This window comes from Dysgonomonas sp. Marseille-P4677, assembly GCF_016652235.1.
GTDB lineage: Bacteria > Bacteroidota > Bacteroidia > Bacteroidales > Dysgonomonadaceae > Dysgonomonas.
Genome location: NZ_JAEPKU010000041.1, coordinates 1 through 21,924 on the forward strand (window position 1 = coordinate 1; position 21,924 = coordinate 21,924).

Here is a 21,924-nt window from a genome sequence, read left to right on the forward strand (position 1 = left end):
TTTCTGAACAAAGAACTCTTTCAACAAAGATGCACTTTCCATTTCTAATACGCCCGACACAACAGTCGTTTTAGGATGTAAAATATTAGGCTGAAAAAGAGAATAACCTTTTTTCTCATCTTTCGCGCCATAAACTATTTTAGTTATTTGCGACCAAAGAAGACCACCGGCACACATGGGGCAGGGTTCCAGTGTCACATACAATATACAGTCTTTTAAATACTTCCCTCCCAAATAATTAGTCGCTGCCGTCACGGCTTGCATTTCGGCATGGGCTGTCACATCATTAAGTGTTTCTGTCAGATTATGAGCCCTTGCGATGATACGCCCTTGACAAACAACTACCGCCCCAATAGGTACCTCTCCTTTATCAAAGGCAATCTGAGCCTCTTTTAGAGCATGGCGCATAAAATATTCATCGTTGAGTATAGTTGTCATCGGCGCATTTCATTTTCACCAAAAAGGGTCGGATAATCCTGTTCCAGATTTTTAAGAACATGTGCAATAATAGTCTCTCTACACCAACGGGAACGGTTTTCAATCTTATACTTTTTCATATAAGAGCATATAAGCGCATACTCTTCTTCGTTGAGAGAAAAAAGCAGATGCTTTGTACGATTGCTATATGGCCCTTTCTTTTTTGGTTTCATTACTGCAAAAGTAAGGACTTATCTGAATATGTGAAAGGATTTAAAGATAATATTAGCTTCCCATTATACCATATTACCTCAATCTTCAAAATTAATACGAAGTTGAACAGCATCTCCCCACATCATATCTCCTTCATTGTTCTTCAATCCAAGCCCTATCAACCTTACTTTAGGTGACAAATCTACATTCTGAAGCAACTCGTAACCGGCTCCATAAAACAACTCATAATTAGAAACATATGAAGGAAAAGTTTTACTACGAGTTACAATCTTAAAGTCTGCATATTTTAGTTTTAAAGTTACAGTACGACCTTGAAACTTTTTCTTTTCAATATATTCGTAAGCATCACGAGCAACAACATCCAGCTCTATTGCTAATTCATCTAAGCTATCGATATCCCGATCAAACGTTGTTTCAGAGCTTACTGATTTTCGTATTCGATGAGACTCTACCGGTCTTTCGTCTATAGCTCGTGCATTTTGGTAGTAAATATGTCCTACTTTCCCAAAATGAGCGACTAACTCATGCTCCGAGCGTTGTTTCAAATCCCAACCGGTTTTTATTCCCAATTGATGCATTAGTTTGGCTGTCACCTTACCCACGCCAAAGAAACGCTCTATTGGAAGCGCTTCTACAAACTGTTCTGCATTTTTAGGCTTTACAACAAAAATACCGTTTGGTTTATTTTGATCAGATGCTATTTTCGCCAAGAATTTATTGAACGAAACACCAGCAGATGCTGTTAGACGAGTAGTTTCAAATATTTTCTGCTTTATCTCTTGGGCAATCTGCGTAGCCGAAGGTATATTCTTATGATTCTCTGTGACATCGAGAAAAGCCTCGTCCAACGACAGCGGTTCTACCAAATCGGTATATTCGTGAAATATCTCCATTATCTGTTTCGAAATAGCTTTATATACATCGAAACGAGCATTAGTAAATATTAAATGAGGACACTTTCGAAGAGCCGTTTTAGATGGCATCGCTGAACGTACACCATAACGACGAGCTTCGTAACTGGCCGCCGCCACAACACCTCTAGGCCCGGAATAGCCTACAGCCAAAGGTTTACCCCTATACACTTCATTATCCCGTTGCTCAATAGAAGCATAAAAGGCATCCATATCTATATGGATAATCTTTCTCATTAATCTACAAATAAAGATTAATCGTAATTTTAACTAAAAGGTGACAAAGTTGTACAGTTTTCATTTACTAAATCATCCTTTTGCCTTTTTAGAAAAAGAATAATCGCCTATGAAAACTATATAGATAAATATACAAATCTTTTACAAGAAAAAACAATGAAAATAAAGAGGCTTATATTACGACTTTAGGCAAGCTTTAATTATTCCAAAGTAATCCTCTCTACTTCAATTTCTTTATTCAGGAATATAGCGGCTGCTTCAGAAAATTTATATGGAGATTCCGTCGTATAATAACGAGTTATTCCACCTTTTGTACATACACTAGCCATTTCTGGATGGCGAAACAAGTAATCCTGCAAACTACGTGCAACATATTCCCCTTGAGATAAGGCGATTACATTTTCAGGAAGAAAAGCCTTTATCTTATTTAACAGTAAAGGATAATGAGTACATCCTAGAATCAGTGTATCGATTAGAGGATCTTTTTGCAAAATATTATTAAGATTCTTTTTTATAAAGTAATCAGCCCCCTCTCTCTCATATTCCTTATTTTCAACTAATGGTACCCACATAGGGCAAGCCTCACTCTCGACATGAATATCGGGAAATAGTTTATTTATTTCTATCGGATACGATTCAGACTGTATTGTACCTGTAGTTCCTAAAACACCTATATGACGGCTTTTTGTTACAGAACCTATTATTTCGGCAGTAGGACGAATAACCCCTAATACTCTTTTTTCGGGATTAATATGAGGAAGATCTTTTTGCTGAATAGTTCGTAAAGCTTTTGCTGAAGCGGTATTACATGCTAAAATAACTAGATTGCATCCTTTATCGAATAAAGCCATTACCGCTTGCTTGGTAAACTCATAAACAACATCAAACGAGCGGGCACCATAAGGAGCTCGTGAATTATCGCCAAGATAGCAATAATCATATTCGGGCATAAGCGATTGAATCTTTGACAAAATAGTCAATCCGCCATATCCTGAATCAAACACACCTATAGGGCCGGGAGTAAGCATTTATTATCTGTTTTATCGTATTAAATAAACAAAAGTCTTTAGGTCTACTTATGTGTATTACCGTTAATCTTATGACCTTTATACAAAAAATGCTCCTTAAGCAGAAGCATTTTATTATATGTATATTGTAAAAATCTTATTTTACTCCTAACTTTTGCTTCACTAATGCAGTTGCATTTGTTGCATCCGGTGTTACAAAAGCAATCGCAGGATTGGCTAAATCATAAATACATACAAACTGATTTTCGATACCAACCTGATAAATCGCATCTTTTACTTTTTGGCGAAGAGGTGCTATCAAGGCTTGCTCCTGATTTTGAATATCTTCCTGAGCTACTTTCATAAAGTTGTTTATCTGTCGCTCAAGCTCATATAATTCCTGCATACGACGAAGACGTACATTCTCTGCCATGGAATTCTGATATGAAATAAAATCGCTGTATTTCTTATTATAATCATTCTGCATAACCTGTAACTCTTCTTTATATTTCTGATTCAGAATATTAATAGAGTTTGCAGCAGATATCTTTTCGGGTATAGCTTCCAGCAATTCATTCGAATCAACAAAGGCTATTTGCTGAAAAGTCTGAGCAACTGATTTTTGCGTAAAAAATAATGAAAGGGCAAATATTGATATTAAAACTATTTTTTTCATCGCGATAATTGCTGTTTTGTAGTAACACAACTTTTAAAATCTGACGAAGAGACTGATTAACCTTTAAACCTGTGATAGTTGTGTGTTCCGGTGGTATGGTTAGTACCACCGACTTTCAAGGCAAGACTGCTTGTCAACAACTATCAATTGGTTTTTTCTTAGGTTATTTTCTATGTACGTACAAAGATATGCAATATTTTTATATTACAACGTTTTCTTTACTTCAATTTCTTCAAATGGCTCAATTACGTCACCTACTTTTATATCATTATAGTTATGAATGTTCAATCCGCACTCATATCCAGATGCTACTTCCTTCACATCGTCTTTGAAACGCTTAAGGGAACCAAGTTCGCCCGAATAAATTACAATACCATCACGTATGATACGTATCTTATTAGCTCTCTTAATCTTACCTTCCTTAACCATACATCCGGCAACAGTACCCACTTTAGTGATCTTGAAGACTTCACGAACTTCAACATACCCTGTTTGCACTTCTTTGATTTCAGGAGATAACATACCTTCCATTGCCGATTTTACTTCTTCTATAGCATCGTAGATGATAGAATACAAACGAATCTCAACCCCGTCTCTTTCAGCTGCTTTACGGGCTGCCTGGGAAGGACGCACTTGGAAACCGATAATAATAGCATCGGAAGCGGCAGCCAAGGTTATATCTGATTCTGAAATCTGCCCTACAGCCTTATGAATAACATTTACTTGTATTTCTTCTGTAGATAATCTTATCAATGAGTCTGACAAGGCCTCTACCGAACCATCCACATCCCCTTTGACAATTACATTCAATTGTTGGAAATTTCCAATGGCAATACGACGACCTATATCGTCGAGAGTAAGTATTTTTTGAGTACGAAGCCCTTGTTCGCGCTGTAACTGTTCTCTTTTTGTAGAAATCTCACGAGCTTCTTGTTCTGTCTCCAATACGTGGAAAATATCCCCGGCTTGTGGAGCTCCATTCAACCCTAATATAAGAGCAGGTGCAGATGGCGCCGCAGATTCAACATTTATATTTCGCTCATTAAACATCGCTTTTACACGGCCATAATATGTTCCGGCAAGCACGATATCTCCTTTTTTCAATGTTCCAGTATGAACCAAAACAGTAGATGTATAACCTCTACCTTTATCAAGAGACGATTCAATAACCGATCCTACAGCACGCCTATTAGGATTAGCTTTCAAATCAAGTAATTCAGCTTCGAGAAGAACTTTTTCTAAAAGTTCGTCTACACCTATACCTTGTTTTGCAGAAATATCCTGAGACTGATATTTACCACCCCAGTCTTCTACCAAATAATTCATCCCGGCCAGAGTTTCCTTGATTTTCTCAGGATTTGCACCGGGCTTATCTATTTTATTTATTGCAAAGACAATAGGTACACCTGCCGCTGCGGCATGATTGATCGCTTCTATTGTTTGAGGCATGACATTATCGTCAGCTGCTACAATAATAATTGCAATATCTGTAACTTTCGCACCACGAGCACGCATCGCTGTAAAGGCTTCGTGGCCCGGTGTATCGAGGAATGTAATCTGACGACCTGATTTTAGCTCAACATTGTAAGCTCCGATGTGCTGAGTAATCCCCCCTGCCTCACCGGCAATAACATTCGCCTGACGTATACTATCCAATAATGATGTCTTACCATGGTCTACGTGTCCCATCACTGTAACAATAGGAGCACGAGGCACTAAGTCTTCTTCACGATCCTCTTCTTCACTTATAGCTTCTACTACCTCGGCACTTACATATTCGGTTTTAAAACCAAACTCTTCTGCTACGATATTAATAGTTTCAGCATCTAAACGTTGGTTGATCGATACCATAATACCGATACTCATACAAGTCGAGATAACTTTAACGACAGGAACGTTCATCATATTTGCAAGGTCATTTGCTGTCACAAATTCTGTGATTTTCAGAGTCCTGCTTTCTTGTTCTTGTAATTCAAGTTCTTCTTGCTGCCTTTGAGAAACGGCATCACGTTTTTCTTTTCTATATTTAGCACCCTTATTCTTACCTCCTTTTCCTGTAAGACGGGCTAAAGTTTCTTTTATTTGCTTTTGAACATCTTCTTCGTTTACTGCTTGCTTAATAACAGGCTTACGTAAACTATGTCTTGATGTTCGGTCTCCACCACCATGACTTTGGCCTCCCGGCTGTGTCGGAGCTCCTTTTTCTATATCAACTTTCCCTTTTTTGATTCGGTTGCGCTTTTTCTTAGCTGCATCACTGTCATCATTATTTGCTTTACGTTTTTTTGCTTCTTCATCAGTTTCCTTCTTCAGCAAACGAACCGTATTTTCTTTAACCTTCTTCTGATCTTGCTGCTCTTTTTCGAGGCGTTCTTTTTTCTTTTCCGCTTTCGTTTTTTTAGCAGGGCGAGTTTTGTCGTTGATCGAACTCAGATCGATAGATCCTTTTACTACAATATTTGACTTAATTGTAGTTTTATTGAGTCTGAAAATATCATCAGATTCTTTTTCATCGTTAGTATCCTGAACCTCAACAGGAGCAGAAACAATCTGTTCTTCTACTTTTTCTTCTTCTAACACAGGTTTTTCTACTTTTTCTTCTTCTTTTATAGATACTGGTTCGGGCTCAAGAACTTCTTCTTTTTCGACGACAGGCTCTACTATTTCCGGTTTTACCTCTTTTTCTTCTTCTATTTTTATCTCTTCAGCCTTTACTTCTACTTTCTTAGGCCTATTCAGAGCATCTAGATCTATTTTATCTATAACCTGTATATGAGGTTTTATAGATTCAGGAACCTCAGTCTTTATCTCTTCAGATTCCACCTTTGCTATCGGTGCAGATTCTTCCACGACTACAACTTCAGCTTCTGGAGCTTCTCTTTGTCTTTCTTTCTCTCGTCTCTGGTTCAATAAAGCTTCTAGATCAGCGTTATTTCCAAATTCTTTTACTAGCAACTCATGTTGTTCACTGTCTACTTTTGTATTTGGATTTGACTCCACATCAAAACCCTTCCTATGTAGAAATTCAACTAAACTGCTGATTCCCACATTCAAATCTTTGGATATCTTTATTAATCTTACAGACATATAATTCTTTTAAAATCTAAAAAATGGACAGTGAACTTTATAAAACATTCTTGCTATCGCTCGAATAACCCTCTAATGTCAGATGTACTTCAAATACAAAAGTATTAAGAAATCAGCTAACGACCAAATCATGATTGACTTTCATCATCGAACTCAGCACGTAGAATATTTAATATTTCGTCTACTGTATCCTCTTCCAAATCGGCATCCTGTATGAGCTTATCTCTATCAGCAGCTAATACATTCTTAGCGGTTACACAACCAATTTTCTTCAATTGGTCGATTACCCAACCATCAATCTCATCACGGAACTCATCTAGATAAATATCTTCTTCATCAAAGTCATCAATATCTCGATATACATCAATAGTATAACCGGTCAGCATACTAGCCAACTTAATATTGAAACCACCTTTACCGATAGCCAATGAAACTTCTTCGGGACGAAGCAATACTTCCGCTCGTTTTTCTTCTTCATTCAGCTTCACCGAAGTGATTTTTGCCGGACTTAAAGCACGTTGAATATATAAACTTGTATTAGGTGTATAATTGATAATATCTATATTTTCGTTACGTAATTCCCTAACGATACCATGTATACGTGACCCCTTCATACCCACACAGGCTCCAACAGGATCGATACGATCATCGTACGACTCTACTGCAACCTTTGCTCTTTCACCTGGTATACGGGCTATTTTCTTTATAGTGATCAATCCATCATTAATTTCCGGAACTTCAAGTTCAAGAAGACGCTCCAAAAATGCAGGAGACGTTCTTGATAAAATAATTTTCGGATTGTTATTTTTATTTTCAACTCGCTCTACCACAGCGCGAACATGCTCACTCTTACGAAAGAAGTCGCTAGGAATTTGTTCTGTTTTAGGGAGTAACAATTCTTCTTTTTCGTCGTCTAAAAGTAAAATTTCTTTTTTCCATATCTGATAAACTTCACCTGATACGATTTCTCCTATTTTCTCTTTGTAACGACTATAAAGTCCTTCTTTTTGAAGTTCTAAAATTTTAGACGTCAAAGTCTGGCGCAAATTCAAAATAGCGCGGCGTCCAAAATCTTCAAAGAACACTTCATCTGTCATATCTTCCCCTACTTCAAAGTCGGCATCAATCTTACGAGCCTCAGTAAGTGAAATCTGTGTATTTTCGTCTTCAAGTTCAGCATCTTCCACAATAGTGCGGTTGCGCCATATTTCAAGATCTCCTTTATCAGGGTTGATAATAACATCATAATTATCATTCGAGCCGAATAACTTCGCAATCACATTACGAAACGAATCTTCAAGAACACTAATCATTGTCATTCTGTCGATATTCTTCAGCTCCTTAAATTCCGAAAAGGTATCAATCAGACTAATAACTTCTTTCTTAGCCATAACAGTTATTTAAATCTTATTAAGTATTTTGTATATTTTACTTCATCATAGGCAAATGAAAGCTCTTCTTCTATTGCAACTTTCTTTTTTGCTCCTTCAGGCTTTACCATTTTACTAATGATAATGACAAAACCGTTATCATCAGAGGCTTTAAGCACACCAGAAAGCTTCTGCCCCGATTTTGTCAGGACTTCAACCTCATTGCCCTCATTTTTTTTATACTGCCGAGGTATCTTGAAGGGAGAGGTTACTCCCGCAGAGCCGACCTCCAATTCAAAATCTTCGACATCACGATCCAACTTAGACTCAATATTACGGCTCAATGTAATACAATCGTCGATACCTATATTATTATCGCTATCCACTTCAACAACGATAATATTACCCGGACGAACAGCAACATCCACAAGAAACATTGAAGTTTCTTGCAGAAAGCTATTTACTATGTCTTTTATCTGATCTTTTTCTATCATCAAACATTTATATGAACAACAAAGAGGAAGCCTTGGCCTCCTCCCCCTCTATATTTCGATTACAAAAGTAGCAAAAAAAATTCTTGTTGCAAAATTTTGAATAATAATTATATAAGAATGATAGATGATGGTTCTTTTTTACTGATATATACATATCAATCTACACTCTGTTTTCTATTGACGGCCTTAACGCCTTTTATCCTTGCAATACGGGAACATAATGTCTGTAAATCGTTCACATCATGGACATAAACGACTATACGACCTTCAAATATTCCATCATTCGATTCTATATTCAGACCTTTAATATTTAAGGAGCCTGCCGTAATTACTTTAGTAATATCATTCAGCATCCCCATCCGATCTATGCCTGTAACTATAATAGATGTAAGAAATGGAAACTGTGTATAACTTCCCCATTCCAGATTTACAATCTTGTCACCATGGCTAGCCTTTAATTTAAGTCCTACCGGACAATGAATACCATGAACCTCAACTTCATTATCATCAGTAAGATACCCAAAGACCTTATCTCCCGGTATAGGATTACAGCATGTAGGCATTTTAAAATTCTTACTGAAAGAATCCTCTTCCAGTATATATGTTTTCTTTGGATTTATTGGCTCGTATTCAGTGATTTTTTCTGCTTTATCTTTATCTGACTTCTTTACTACATGAAGAGCTTGCTTCATATATTTAACCAGCACATTATCCGAATTCTGCTTTTTAAGAGCCAACAGTTTTTCTATTTTTTGAGGCAACGAGATATCATTGTTACCAATAGCAAAAAAAAGATCTTCTTTACTTGCTTTTTGGTAATAATCAACCATTTTATCAACAACGCTAGAGGCCTGCTCTACAGAAGCCCCTTCGAGTGTTTTATTTAAAATAGCTTCTCCTTTTTTTACAATCTCGCGACGATTACGCCTCAGCGCATATTCTATTTTGGTTCGGGCTTTGGCTGTAGTTACCAAATTGAGCCACTCCGGCTTTGGTGTTTGTGTTTTCGAAGTAAGAATTTCAACCTGATCTCCACTATTCAATTTTTCGCTCAACGGCACTAATTTATGATTCACTTTAGCACCTATACATCTATCTCCAATATCGGAGTGTAGATCGTACGCAAAGTCGAGTGCTGTTGCGCCTTGTGCTAGGGTTCTGATTTCACCTTTAGGTGTAAAAACGAAAATTTCCTGAGAATAAAGATTTAGTTTTATGGTATCGAGGAAATCCATCGCATTTGGACTTGGGCTTTCCAAAATCTCCTTTATGGTCTTCAACCATCGGTCAAGCTCTGTATCCTCCTCAATCTTTCCTTCTTTATATTTCCAATGTGCAGCAAAACCTTTTTCAGCTATATCATCCATTCTACGGCTGCGAATCTGAATTTCGATCCATTGTCCATCCGGTCCCATCACGGTAAGATGTAAAGCCTGATAGCCATTTGCTTTGGGGCGGCTTACCCAATCACGTATTCTATCGGGACGCAGTTTATAAATATCGGTTATGACAGAATATATATCCCAACATCGTTTTTTCTCATCAATACCCGACTCGTTCTCAAAGATTATACGAACTGCAAAAATATCATATATCTCTTCGAAAGGCACACCTTTACTCTGCATCTTATTCCAAATAGAATAAATAGATTTTTCACGTGCCCTTATTTCATATTTAAATCCTAAATCGTTTAGTTTCGTTATTACAGGCTCAGCAAAATGCTCGTACACACCTGCCCTCAAATGATGTGTAGCCTGTAGTTTCAGTTGAATTTCTTTATATACTTCCGGATTTTCCCATTTAAAACTCAATTCTTCAAGCTCTGTTTTTATAGCAAACAATCCTAAACGATGAGCTAGAGGTGCATATATGTACATAGTTTCCCCTGCTATCTTATATTGCTTGGCTGGCGCCATAGAGCCTAATGTCCGCATATTGTGCAAACGATCGGCAATCTTTACTAAGATCACACGTATATCGTCTGACATGGTAAGTAATAGCTTTCTGAAATTTTCAGCCTGAGCTGAGACATTATCTCCAAACATCCCGCTCGATATTTTTGTTAGCCCATCTACAATCTGAGCGATTTTATCGCCAAAGAGGACCTTCATATCATCGACGGTATATTCAGTATCTTCTACGACATCATGCAACAAGGCTGCGCAAATAGAAGTTGACCCCAAGCCGATCTCCCCGCAAACAATACGGGCCACAGCTATAGGATGTAATATATAAGGCTCGCCAGAACGACGACGCGCCCCCTTATGAGCTTCTTTTGCAAAAAGAAATGCTTTGGTGATTATTTCAACTTTACGCCTGTGGTTTGTCTTTAAATAATCATCAATTAGAGCATTAAATTCTTGCTCTATCAGAATATCATCTTGGGTGTATGTATCGTCTTTTGCCATAAGTTCCGAGTAAGTTGACAAAAATAATAAAATCAATCTTAAAAGAGGTTATTTACCTCGTAATAAAATTGATTTAACTATTTACTATCCATCGAAGTTCAACTATTAGCCATCGAAGATGCATCTGCAGTATTAGCTTGTGAGCCCTCGTTACGTTCCGTTTCTTGATCCGGCAATAAAATCAATAGACGCTGTCCGACCTTTGCCATATTAGACGAAAGCTTATTCCATGTTACAATATCTTCTTTTGAAACATTATAACGGGCTGCTATCTGGCTTATCGTTTCCCCGATCTTTACTTTATGATATATTGTCTTTGCATCATCGGTACTAGCCCGATCTCCACCATCTTCAGCATCTGTCGCGGATATTCTTACACGAGGCAAAGTAGACTCGTCACGTACTATTTTCTTTAAATAATCATCGATAAGATCGGCTGTATAAGTAGAATCCAGAATGACGGTTGCCACTTCGGGCTCAGGTAATTGAACCACCTCCTGTATTTCCACATACTCTGTTTTCACTATTTTAAGTTGTTTCCCTGCAATAAGTTTATTCGTCTTATTCGATTCTTTAAGTTCCGACACGGTAACTCCATTTTTTCTCGCAATCGCAGCCCAAGTATCACCCTTACGTATTTTATAATATGCAGTGGTTGTTTTAGGTACAGAAACAGTTTTCGTTAAACCTGATATAGAAACAACCGTAGTATCGGAAGAAGCTGTAGTCCCTCCATTCTGATTCGAAGCCAATTGCACCTCTTCTTGAGCTTCCTCCGGCTTATAAACCTTCAGTCTTCTTCCTACAGATAATTTATTAGAGGATAATCCATTCCATTGTTTAATCTGATTAGAAGTAACACCATATCTACTCGCAAGACGAGCCAAAGTATCACCCCTCTTTACCCTATAAGTTACGGCATTACCTGCAGCCCTATTGCCTCCAACAACATCTACTCCAGCTATTTTACGATGAGTAAGATACTGATCGGCTTTATAGGTATAAATATCATCCTTCTTCTCAAGAAACAATGTTAATTTATCGATCGGTAAATTAAGCGAATACCCCTTATAGTCTCCGGGAATTATATCACTTTTGAACTGAGGATTAAATTGTCGAAGATCATCTACAGATACATTTAAATTGTCCGCTATTTGTTGAAAATGGACAGTTTTATCAATCACCAATGAATCTATAGATGCCGGATTTTTACATTCGGCAGGGCAAATATTATGCTCGTTATAATAATTCATAATATAAGTAGCCGCAATAAATGCAGGCACGTACCCTCTGGTTTCTTTTGGCAAATACGGGTATATTGCCCAATAATCCGTTTGTCCACCACTTCGGCGAATAGCTTTATTAACATTACCTGGCCCACAATTATAAGCAGCTATCACAAGATTCCAATCTCCATATATTCCATAAAGATCTTTCAAATATTTGGCTGCTGCATCTGTCGACTTACGAGGGTCACGACGCTCATCGACCAAGCTGTTTATCTCCAAATCATACATTTTACCTGTTCCTGCCATAAACTGCCAAAGGCCTGTAGCTCCTACCCGAGAACGGGCAATAGGATTCAATGCCGATTCTATCACAGGCAAATATTTAAGTTCCAAAGGAATTCCTTCTTTATCCAGTGCCTCCTCAAATAGAGGAAAATAGTATTTACCTTCTCCCAACATATAGCTAACCTGATTGCGGCGACGCCCTGCATACATTTCTATATAGTCGCGCACAACGGGATTAAAAGCCATTTCCATTTTGGTAGGCAATGAGTATAAACGATTAATATATACAGAATCGGCAAAGGATATCATACCATCATCATTAGAACGGCAATCGTCTGCATATTTTACGTTTTTACTCCAATTAGATAACAATTCATCATAATTGCGTTCCATATCGGCCGGAAATACTATCGACCTATCCGTGATTGTATCACGTGCAGATAATTCCTTTCGAACAGACTGTCCCATCATAACAAGAGTGCTACTGAAGAAGAGTCCTGTAATTACTATTTTTTTTAGCATAAGTGTCCTTTTATGGTATTTGCAGGGATTTCATAAAGAATCTGAGTCCTGCTTAATCAAAAATAAATATTACATTGAAGTCCGAACCCAGCTTTAGAATAAGCTGTCGCCGGCCAAAACACAGGGGTTACCCTCATAGAGAGATCGGGAGACATATCAAAATCATATAATTGGGCGTCTACATATGCATCTAGCATACATAAACCATACACACCTACTGCAACAATAATAGCTAAATCCCTGTTTCTGCGATAGAAATCCTTTCTTCTTTTCAGAAGATCCTGAAAACCCTGTCTACCACCGGGATAATCATCAGGTGAACCTGAATAATAATTCTTATAACTATCGCCTGTTTGCAAAACCAGATCATTAAAAGCTTGTTTATAATCACCATATGTTCTACCATTCCATGTAATGGCGTAAGTAAGCCCTAGTACACCGCCGTATACTATAGGCAGTTTCCAATATTTGCGATTATATAGTTGACCTAAGCCCGGAAAAATAGCCGAATATATAACAGCTTTCTTAGAATCGGGCTTAAATTCAATATTTTTATTAAATGTTATAGAATCCACTAATACAACTTTCTTCTCTGATATTATAGGGGCCACGGTATCAATCGTATTTTTTTTATCAGACAAGATCGGACTCCGATTTTCGGAACGGGAAGAATCCGAGACATTAGATTCTTGTGCATGCAACGATAAACATACCCCTGCTATTATATACGACGCACAAATAATCAACCTTTTTCTCATATGAATACTACCCAAGTTCCTTGTTTTACTTTTTCAGTTGATCAAAAATCGAAATTATTCGTTCCAATTCCTCTTCCGTCTTAAACGGAATACTTATTTTCCCCTTACCCTTATCATTACAAGTCAACTGAACCTTGGTTGAAAAAAATTTAGACAGGTGGGTTTTTAGTATTTCAAACTCTTCAGGAGTTGCTTTTTTTACTCCTGCCTTTTTTACCGTCTCCACGACCTTCTCTTCCTTGAGCAAATCTTCAAGTTTTTCGCCTTTAGCTATTGCTCTTACATATTCTTCGACTTTACGCACCGATAACCCTTCTTCAAGGATCAGCTCATACACTTCCAATTGTGCAGCAGCATCTTCAAGCGTAATTAATGTACGGGCGTGGGCCATATCTATCTTTTTATCTCTTATTCCCATTTGTATTTCAGCCGGAAGTTTGAGTAAACGAAGATAATTGGCTATTGTAGTTCTTTTCTTTCCTACACGTTCGCTAAGACGCTCTTGTGTAAGGCTATATGTTTCAATTAGATTCTGGTAAGCTAGAGCTATCTCTATGGAATTCAGATCTTCACGCTGTATGTTTTCTATCAGCGCCATCTCCATTACTGTTTCATCCTCTGCGGTCCGTATATATGCCGGAATTGTTTTCAATTCGGCCAATAACGAAGCACGATAGCGACGTTCTCCAGCTATAATCTGAAATAAGTCGTCCTCTACCTGACGTAGTGTTATGGGTTGTATTACACCTATCTGACGAATAGAGGCAGCTAGTTCCTGCATAGCCTCATCATCGAATGCACGCCGAGGCTGATCAGGGTTAGCTTGTATTTTTGATAACTCTATTTCATTTATTGAAGAAGAGCCACCGGTCTTTACTTCATCAATGGTAATAAGAGCATCAAGCCCCCTTCCTAAAACCATTTTTTTAGACATAACAATATATTAAGTGTTTAAACAGAACGGCAAAGTTAAGAATTTTTCTCAATAAGTTCCTGTGCCAATTGCATATGATTAATAGATCCTTTAGATGCAGCATCGTAGACAAGTACAGGTTGAGCAAAACTTTGCGACTCGCTCAACTTCACATTACGCTGAATGACAGTAGTGAATACCAATTCCTGAAAATGGCTTTTCACTTCTTCATATATCTGATTTGCCAAACGAAGGCGAGCATCGTACATTGTGAGCAGGAAGCCTTCTATTTCGAGCGCAGGATTCAATTTATTTTTTATTATCTTTATAGTATTCAACAATTTACTAATTCCTTCCAGTGCAAAATATTCACATTGCACAGGAATAATAATAGAATCGGCTGCCGTAAGAGCATTAACCGTAATCAATCCTAGTGATGGAGAACAGTCTATTAAAATATAATCGTAATCATCCTTTAAGGGAAGTAATACTTCTCGAAGCTGTTTTTCTCGATTATCTACATTCAGCATCTCAAGTTCCGCCCCTACCAGATTGATATGCGAAGGCAACACAAAGAGCCTCTCTATTTCGGTAGATATAATAGCTTCTTTTGGCGAAGCTGAACCGATAAGACATTCGTAAATGGTTTTATTTACCTTTTTAATATCAATTCCCAAACCGGAGGAAGCATTGGCTTGCGGATCGGCATCAACCACCAACACTTTTTTTTCAAGAGCTGCCAACGAGGCGGCTAAGTTTATCGTTGTTGTAGTTTTTCCCACACCGCCTTTTTGATTGGCTAAAGCAATTATTTTACCCATAGAAAGTTGTTAAATATTTTTCTGATGACAAATTAAATAATAAAAAATAGGAAGTTAGTGTTAAATTTGTGTAACAATGTATTTCTTGTTGAAAAGTTAACCTTATTGTTAATAAAATTATAGTCTAATTATAAACCTAATAGCTCATCTACATTATTCAACCAACCTTTGTAATCGAATCTAGTAATGGCTCGATCTAAATGTTCGCTATACTTGACAGATAAAGTTGGATCGTCCAGTACCGTTTTCATGCCGACATACACGCCTTCAGCACTATTATCTACCAATAATCCATACTTACCCCCATCTACAATATCACGAGGACCGCCACAATCAGTGGTTATCACTGGCGTTTTTAATGCCATCGACTCTAACAAGGATAAAGAAAAGCTTTCTCGCTCAGATACACATAGCGACCACTTACATTGTAATATATACGGAAATGGATTATCTATGTGCCCTTTCAATGTCACCATATCCATAAGCTCCTTCTGCTCCAAATCACGTTTCATTTCCTCACTATCAATTCCATCTCCAATGATATAAACATGAAAATAATATCCTTCATTCTTCAATAAGAATATAGAATTAATAAGCCTATCAATACGTTTTTCGGGAGAAGTGCGTGTTATGAGGATAAAGTTTGTCCGATCTTGCGGCAAATCTACTATTGATTCTTTTGCCTGCTCCACCACTTTAGATAAATCTATAGCATTATATAAAACCCTGATATCCTGTTGTGGCATACACCCATCATGCAGTACAGCTATATATGCATCACGTGCAGCATCTGACACACAGATCACTTTATCGAATTGATCATAAGATCGCTGTACTTTTTTTAGTTGCTTTTTATTCAGCCAAACAGCCAATCCTTCTTTAAAAGACCTTATTTCGTATTTTCTTTTATAAAGAATATTATGAATCCACAAAATTTTAGGGGTAGCCATACTACTAAATATCCGGGCAAAAAACGTTTCTTTGAAACATACTATCAGATCGTAGTCCGAACCAGATATTCCTTTTTGTTTAGCATATAAACGAGGACAGAATATCATTATGCTTTCCCATATCTTTCTTTTAAAATAAGATATATTGTCTGTATATAAATATTTGACCGATACTTGTGGCGACACCTTATTCAATAATATATTCTTATCTGATGGTTCCGGCAAAAGAAGGCTCACCTCACAACCTTTCATAGCCAAATGGTTCAATAAATCTACCAGAAGTATCTCTGTACCACCGATCACTAAACTATCATTAAAGAATAATATACGTTTCATACTTGTGTTATCATTTCAGCGACACTTTCCACCCAATAGCTTTCATTGTTAAGACATGGAACATATGTAAATTGGGTTCCCCCATGCTTAATGAATAATTCTTGCGCCTTTAACTTTATATCATATAATGTCTCCAAATTATCGGCAGCAAAACCGGGAGCCATCACGACAACCCTCTTCTGGCCTTCTTTTGCTAATTGCTCCAAAGTTTCGCCTAAGTCCGGTTTGAGCCATTTGCTTCCCATAGCAGAATGATATACCTGCCTTGTCTTTTTTGAATCGATACCGAGTTCTTTTAAAACCAGGCGCACTGTCTCCTTTGTTTGGTAGACATAATCAAATTCCCGCCCTTTTTCCCAACCAGCCTCAACATGATCTAAAGGTAAACTATGAAAAGTAAAGATTAACTTATCAAAATCCTCTTTGATATAAGGCTTTAAACTTTCAGCCAAAGCTTTTATATATGCAGGTTGCTTAAAATATGGTTCTATAAATTTCAGGCGAAAAGGGTATGGACGTTTAAAAAAGATGCGTCCGACCTCATCAACGACTGTCTTATACGAAGATTCTGCATATTGAGGAAATAGAGGAAGAACAATCACCTCGTGCAAACGCTTATTTTTTGCCATTAAGCGCTCTAATGCTAATTGAACATCCGGCTGTCCGTATCTCATAGCTACCTCAACCGGCAAGCCTGTCGAATTTTCGAGTTTTTGAGCCAGCATTTTAGCATGATGGAGTAGAGGTGAATCTTTCAATGTGTGATCCCAGATTAATTTATAGTGAGCCGTAGAACTAAACTGCCTCAAGGGTATAATCAACACATTAACTAAAATAGGTCTAAACCAATCAGGCACAGTCATTACATACGGATCGGAAAGCATTGACTTTATAAAATACTTTACATCTTTCCTTTCACACGTTTTGGGACTCCCTGTATTTACTAATAATACTCCTCTCATTACTTTTAGGTGATAGTAAGCTTAATGATACATCTTAAATCATAATAATACTTACGAAAAAGAAAGGTTGACAACCTTAAAAACACAAATACCACACTGAAACATGTGGTATTGTAATTCGTTTATTGTATCTGCTAGTTAAACATATGTTTCAAGCAGTAAAACACTTCCTTCAGGGCTAATGTTCACACTCTTTGTATCGGCAGGAATAAGAATTGTTTCTCCCTGCTTTACCGACAAGTCGTTACCTTTATCATCTCTGATGTTACAAGCACCACCCATACAAATGTATGCGACAAATGAATCTATTTCAGAATAATCTCTTGTCACATCTTTCGTCAGTTCCAATAAATTAGTTGTAAAATATTGACATGATTCTAAAAGAACCGGCTGATTTTCTTTTCTTACATATGAGTTCTTATAATTGTCATACAGTTTGAAATCTATTGCATCTTTCGCTAATTCGGTATGCAATTCGCGCCCGTTTCCATTGGCATCTTTACGATTGTAGTCATAGATACGGTATGTAATATTCGATGTTTGTTGTATTTCGGCGATAAATGTACCGGCTCCGATAGCATGCACACGACCAGCCGGCAAAAAGAAAACATCACCTGCTTTTACATTATGCTTTGCCAACGAATCTACAAAGGTATTATCCTCTATACTTTTAACATAAGAATCGGGAGTCATCTGTTTTTCAAAACCTGAATATAAAAATGCCTCTGGTGCAGCATTTATCACATACCACATTTCAGTCTTACCAAAAGAATTATGTCTTTTCTTTGCCAGTTCATCATCCGGATGAACCTGTATAGACAAATTATCTCGGGCATCGATAAATTTGATCAACAAAGGAAAAGTAGTACCAAAAGTATGGAAGTTATTTTTTCCGACTAACTGATCTTTATATAAAGCAATAACTTCACCCAGATCTTTACCTGCCAGTTCTCCATTAGCAATAACAGACACATTTCCTTCCACACTTGATATTTCCCAGCTTTCGCCAATACCTTCTTGTGCAGGAGTAACACCTTTGAACTTACATATTTCATTGCCGCCCCAGATAATAGATTTGAGGATCGGACCAAACTTTAAAGGATACAATTTCATCTTATTTTCACACGTTATATTAAAATTCTTTTGCAAAAGTAATCAAACTTTGTCTATTTTGTAATGACTGAAATCAGCAAAGAAAAAATTAACCACAAATTAGATTTATCTCTGATCATCTGAAAAGCGGACCGAATCATCAAATATCCGGCCCGCTGTATATTTTTCTATTTACAATCAGTCTATTCTTTTCAAAACAAAAGCCGTGCGGGCCGGTATATATAACTTCAACCACCCCTTCGAATCTTTATGATATAACTCGTCGTAAACAGTGAAGTGTTCGACCGAGTCATCGATAAGTCCATTACCCCCATAAGAGATATTATCTGTATCAAGAACTACCTTATATTTTCCTTCCGGCGCCAAGAAACCATAATCGACGAACGATTTGTTAGGATTGAAGTTAAACACAAAAATTAAGTCTTTACGTTGATACGCCAACACCTGATCTTCGTCTTTATCCCATAATCTTAAAATCGGTGTTTTTTCAAATCCCCTGGTACCAACCAAAGAAAGCATAGCTTTATCAAAATCACCGAGATAGTGGTATTTCAAATCTTTATTATCGGCCAACCACCATTGTCTTCGAGCATATTTATATGACCAACCATTACCTTCTCGAGGAAAATCGACCCATTCGGGATGGCCAAACTCATTACCCATAAAGTTTAAGTACCCGCCATTGATAGTAGATGCCGTTACCAAGCGTATCATTTTATGCAAGGCAATCCCCCTATCGGTCAGGTACGAGCTGCCGTAATGTTTCGACATATGCCAATACATATCGGCATCTATTAGTCGGAATATAATGGTTTTATCACCCACTAGAGCCTGATCATGACTTTCGGCATAAGAGATCGTTTTCTCGTCCTCCCTCCTATTAGTCAATTCCCAAAAGATACTGGTAGGATGCCATTCTTCATCTTTTCTTTCTTTTATTATCTTAATCCAATAATCAGGTACATTCATCGCCATGCGATAATCGAAACCATAACCACCATCTTTAAATTTTGCAGCCAAACCAGGCATTCCACTCACTTCTTCCGCAATAGTTATTGCTTTTGGATTAATTTCGTGTATCAACTTATTCGCAAGCGTGAGATAGCAAATAGCATCATCATCCTCATTTCCATTAAAATAGTCAGAGTATCCTGTGAAATCATCACCTAACCCATGACTATAATAGAGCATAGAAGTAACCCCATCGAATCGGAAGCCATCGAATCGATATTCTTCGAGCCAATATTTACAATTTGATAATAAAAAATGAATCACCTCCGTTTTCCCGTAATCGAAAAGAAGCGAATCCCATGCCGGATGTTCACGACGACCACCTTCGTGAAAATATTGTGAGTATGATCCATCGAATCGTCCTAAACCTTCAACTTCATTTTTTACAGCATGAGAGTGCACTATATCCATTATTACGGCCAAGCCCAATCCGTGAGCATCGTCAATCAAATGCTTTAACTCGTCTGGTGTTCCAAATCTTGATGATGCTGCAAAAAAACTGGACACATGATAACCGAATGATCCATAATAAGGATGTTCCTGTATTGCCATTATCTGAATGGCATTATATCCATCTTCCTTTATACGAGGGAGTACATTCAACCTGAATTCCTCATATGTTCCTACTTTCTCAGCTTCCGAAGCCATACCTATATGACATTCATAGATCAAAAGAGGATCGGCATTCGGCTTAAATTTCTTTTTCGTAAATTCATATGGAGATTCAGGATTCCACACTTGAGCACTGAATATCTTAGTATAGTCATCCTGAACTACTCGTGTGGCCCATGCAGGGATTCGCTCTGCTTCACCTCCATTCCAGCATACAATGAGTTTATAAAGATCTCCATGCTTTATTTTACTCAAAGGAAGCTTCAACTCCCACTCTCCATTATCTTTCGAATTTAACTTATAGTCTTCTTGTTTTTGCCAGCCATTAAAATCCCCAACCATATATATCGCTATTGCATTAGGTGCCCATTCGCGAAATATCCACATGCGAGCAGTTTTATGCAATCCAAAATATAGATGTCCGGAAGCAAATTCCGACAGCGACATTTTTCCATTCTTAGTTAGATCAGCCTCACGTTTTAAAACATATTTGTGACGCCCCTCTATCGCTTCCGAATAAGGTTCCAACCATGGATCGTTTTTTATCAGTTTAAGCATATGTTTTTGAATTTATAATGATGGAACAAAGTCCACTATATTTTTATTTTAACAACGACTTTCCGTATCTGTCCGTCTCCTATACAAGGCGCATGCCCGTCTCCGGGGAAAAACACCACAAAATCTCCGGGCGAAACAGAGAATAAAGAAATAGCACTATCTTCGAAAAACTGAATATCTCTATCTATGTTAAAAGAACCACTTTCTTCCTGCAGATCAGCCCTCGATTTCCATCCAAAAGTCTCAGTTTTACTAATTGGCATCTGTATATCAATATACTGATTATGAACTTCTAGTTTCGCATTCGCTTCAGTCTTCAGATTACTATCGCTTATCATCACGAACAAATCCTTGCCATGTAATTCTATCTTTTCCGGTTCTACCTTTAGAAAGTCAACCGATTTCAAATACTCAAAAGCATCCTTAAATAGAGGATGGATGTTATAGTACATCTCTGCATTTTTTAAACTATCTAATATCATATTATATTTTATTTACTTTTATAATCTTGTGGGCCGGCAACTATTGAGAAAAGATATTTTCCCAAATCGTCGTTATATTGATATTCCAATATAACATCATTCTCTCTAAAAAATCTCATATCAGGAGTAACCTTTATGGTCTTGACAATCTGAGGTAATAATTGAGTTTTAAAAAGCATCGTATCCGTAACTTCTACCCCTGTAATTGTATGATAATATTTATAATGCTTATCGGGAAAAGTTGCACAACTATCTAAACGGGTAAAGATATCCAGATTTTTAGGACATTGCTTATTTGCCTCTTTAGCAATCACCTTCAACTGCCCATCAACACCTCCGGAGCATTGTGTAAAACCGATTATGCCTATCAGCAATATTACACCAAAGAAATTGCGTACGTCAAAAAGCTTATTCATGGATATATTTATTAACTCTTACAAGTTTAAGCAATTTAATCGGATTTTTAGTTAATTCCGCACTATTTTATCCTTCACGTACCTAAATAGTTTAGTCTGAAACAAATTTTAGCTA

The 21,924-nt window shown here is 37.3% G+C and carries 19 protein-coding genes and 1 pseudogene; all 20 read right to left on the bottom strand.

The window, feature by feature from the left end:
• Positions 1-429 (bottom strand): nucleoside deaminase (locus tag JGH11_RS09030; protein ID WP_201111284.1); only part of this gene is annotated, 429 nt, incomplete at its 3' end.
• Positions 430-434: 5 nt separating this feature from the next.
• Positions 435-650 (bottom strand): hypothetical protein, encoded by a 216-nt coding sequence (locus tag JGH11_RS09035; protein WP_201111255.1) that lies wholly within the window; start codon positions 648-650, stop codon positions 435-437.
• A gap of 78 nt (positions 651-728) precedes the next feature.
• Positions 729-1,799 (bottom strand): DNA polymerase IV, encoded by a 1,071-nt coding sequence (dinB, locus tag JGH11_RS09040; RefSeq protein ID WP_201111256.1) that lies wholly within the window; start codon positions 1,797-1,799, stop codon positions 729-731.
• 200 nt (positions 1,800-1,999) lie between these two features.
• Complete coding sequence (gene murI, locus JGH11_RS09045; RefSeq protein ID WP_201111257.1) at positions 2,000-2,827, bottom strand: glutamate racemase; 828 nt, start codon at positions 2,825-2,827, stop codon at positions 2,000-2,002.
• 136 nt (positions 2,828-2,963) lie between these two features.
• Complete coding sequence (locus tag JGH11_RS09050; RefSeq protein ID WP_201111258.1) at positions 2,964-3,482, bottom strand: OmpH family outer membrane protein; 519 nt, start codon at positions 3,480-3,482, stop codon at positions 2,964-2,966.
• A 204-nt stretch (positions 3,483-3,686) separates the two neighbouring features.
• The gene (infB, locus tag JGH11_RS09055; protein ID WP_201111259.1) at positions 3,687-6,569 is read right to left on the bottom strand and encodes a translation initiation factor IF-2; all 2,883 of its coding nucleotides are present in this window, start codon (positions 6,567-6,569) and stop codon (positions 3,687-3,689) included.
• Positions 6,570-6,697: 128 nt separating this feature from the next.
• Positions 6,698-7,960 carry a transcription termination factor NusA gene (gene nusA / locus JGH11_RS09060; RefSeq protein WP_201111260.1) on the bottom strand — a complete coding sequence of 421 codons (1,263 nt, stop codon included), beginning with the start codon at positions 7,958-7,960 and terminating at the stop codon, positions 6,698-6,700.
• Positions 7,961-7,965: 5 nt separating this feature from the next.
• A complete protein-coding gene (rimP, locus tag JGH11_RS09065; protein ID WP_201111261.1) occupies positions 7,966-8,433 on the bottom strand; it encodes a ribosome assembly cofactor RimP in 468 nt (155 codons plus the stop codon).
• Positions 8,434-8,588: 155 nt separating this feature from the next.
• Complete coding sequence (locus JGH11_RS09070; RefSeq protein WP_201111262.1) at positions 8,589-10,841, bottom strand: bifunctional (p)ppGpp synthetase/guanosine-3',5'-bis(diphosphate) 3'-pyrophosphohydrolase; 2,253 nt, start codon at positions 10,839-10,841, stop codon at positions 8,589-8,591.
• 98 nt (positions 10,842-10,939) lie between these two features.
• Positions 10,940-11,599 carry a LysM peptidoglycan-binding domain-containing protein gene (locus JGH11_RS20535; RefSeq protein ID WP_370567585.1) on the bottom strand — a complete coding sequence of 220 codons (660 nt, stop codon included), beginning with the start codon at positions 11,597-11,599 and terminating at the stop codon, positions 10,940-10,942.
• Between the two features lie 21 nt (positions 11,600-11,620).
• Positions 11,621-12,877, bottom strand: a pseudogene (locus tag JGH11_RS20540) (transglycosylase SLT domain-containing protein); the annotation flags it as partial.
• A 56-nt stretch (positions 12,878-12,933) separates the two neighbouring features.
• Complete coding sequence (locus tag JGH11_RS09080) at positions 12,934-13,635, bottom strand: DUF5683 domain-containing protein (RefSeq protein ID WP_201111264.1); 702 nt, start codon at positions 13,633-13,635, stop codon at positions 12,934-12,936.
• 25 nt (positions 13,636-13,660) lie between these two features.
• Positions 13,661-14,569, bottom strand: a complete 909-nt coding sequence (locus tag JGH11_RS09085; protein WP_201111265.1) for a ParB/RepB/Spo0J family partition protein — start codon at positions 14,567-14,569, stop codon at positions 13,661-13,663.
• Positions 14,570-14,604: 35 nt separating this feature from the next.
• Complete coding sequence (locus tag JGH11_RS09090) at positions 14,605-15,369, bottom strand: ParA family protein (RefSeq protein WP_201111266.1); 765 nt, start codon at positions 15,367-15,369, stop codon at positions 14,605-14,607.
• A 128-nt stretch (positions 15,370-15,497) separates the two neighbouring features.
• Positions 15,498-16,655: a glycosyltransferase gene (locus JGH11_RS09095; protein WP_201111267.1), complete on the bottom strand. Its 1,158-nt coding sequence runs from the start codon at positions 16,653-16,655 to the stop codon at positions 15,498-15,500.
• Positions 16,652-17,617, bottom strand: coding sequence for a ferrochelatase (hemH, locus tag JGH11_RS09100; RefSeq protein WP_201111268.1), 966 nt, complete (start codon positions 17,615-17,617; stop codon positions 16,652-16,654). Before hemH ends, JGH11_RS09095 begins: the two co-directional genes overlap by 4 nt.
• 138 nt (positions 17,618-17,755) lie before the next feature.
• Positions 17,756-18,730, bottom strand: coding sequence for a type I phosphomannose isomerase catalytic subunit (locus tag JGH11_RS09105; protein WP_201111269.1), 975 nt, complete (start codon positions 18,728-18,730; stop codon positions 17,756-17,758).
• 177 nt (positions 18,731-18,907) lie between these two features.
• The gene (locus JGH11_RS09110; protein WP_201111270.1) at positions 18,908-20,911 is read right to left on the bottom strand and encodes an alpha amylase C-terminal domain-containing protein; all 2,004 of its coding nucleotides are present in this window, start codon (positions 20,909-20,911) and stop codon (positions 18,908-18,910) included.
• A 35-nt stretch (positions 20,912-20,946) separates the two neighbouring features.
• Complete coding sequence (locus JGH11_RS09115) at positions 20,947-21,393, bottom strand: YhcH/YjgK/YiaL family protein (protein WP_201111271.1); 447 nt, start codon at positions 21,391-21,393, stop codon at positions 20,947-20,949.
• Positions 21,394-21,401: 8 nt separating this feature from the next.
• Entirely contained in the window at positions 21,402-21,809 is a 408-nt protein-coding gene (locus tag JGH11_RS09120; RefSeq protein WP_201111272.1) for a hypothetical protein, read from the bottom strand.
• Positions 21,810-21,924: the final 115 nt, after the last annotated feature.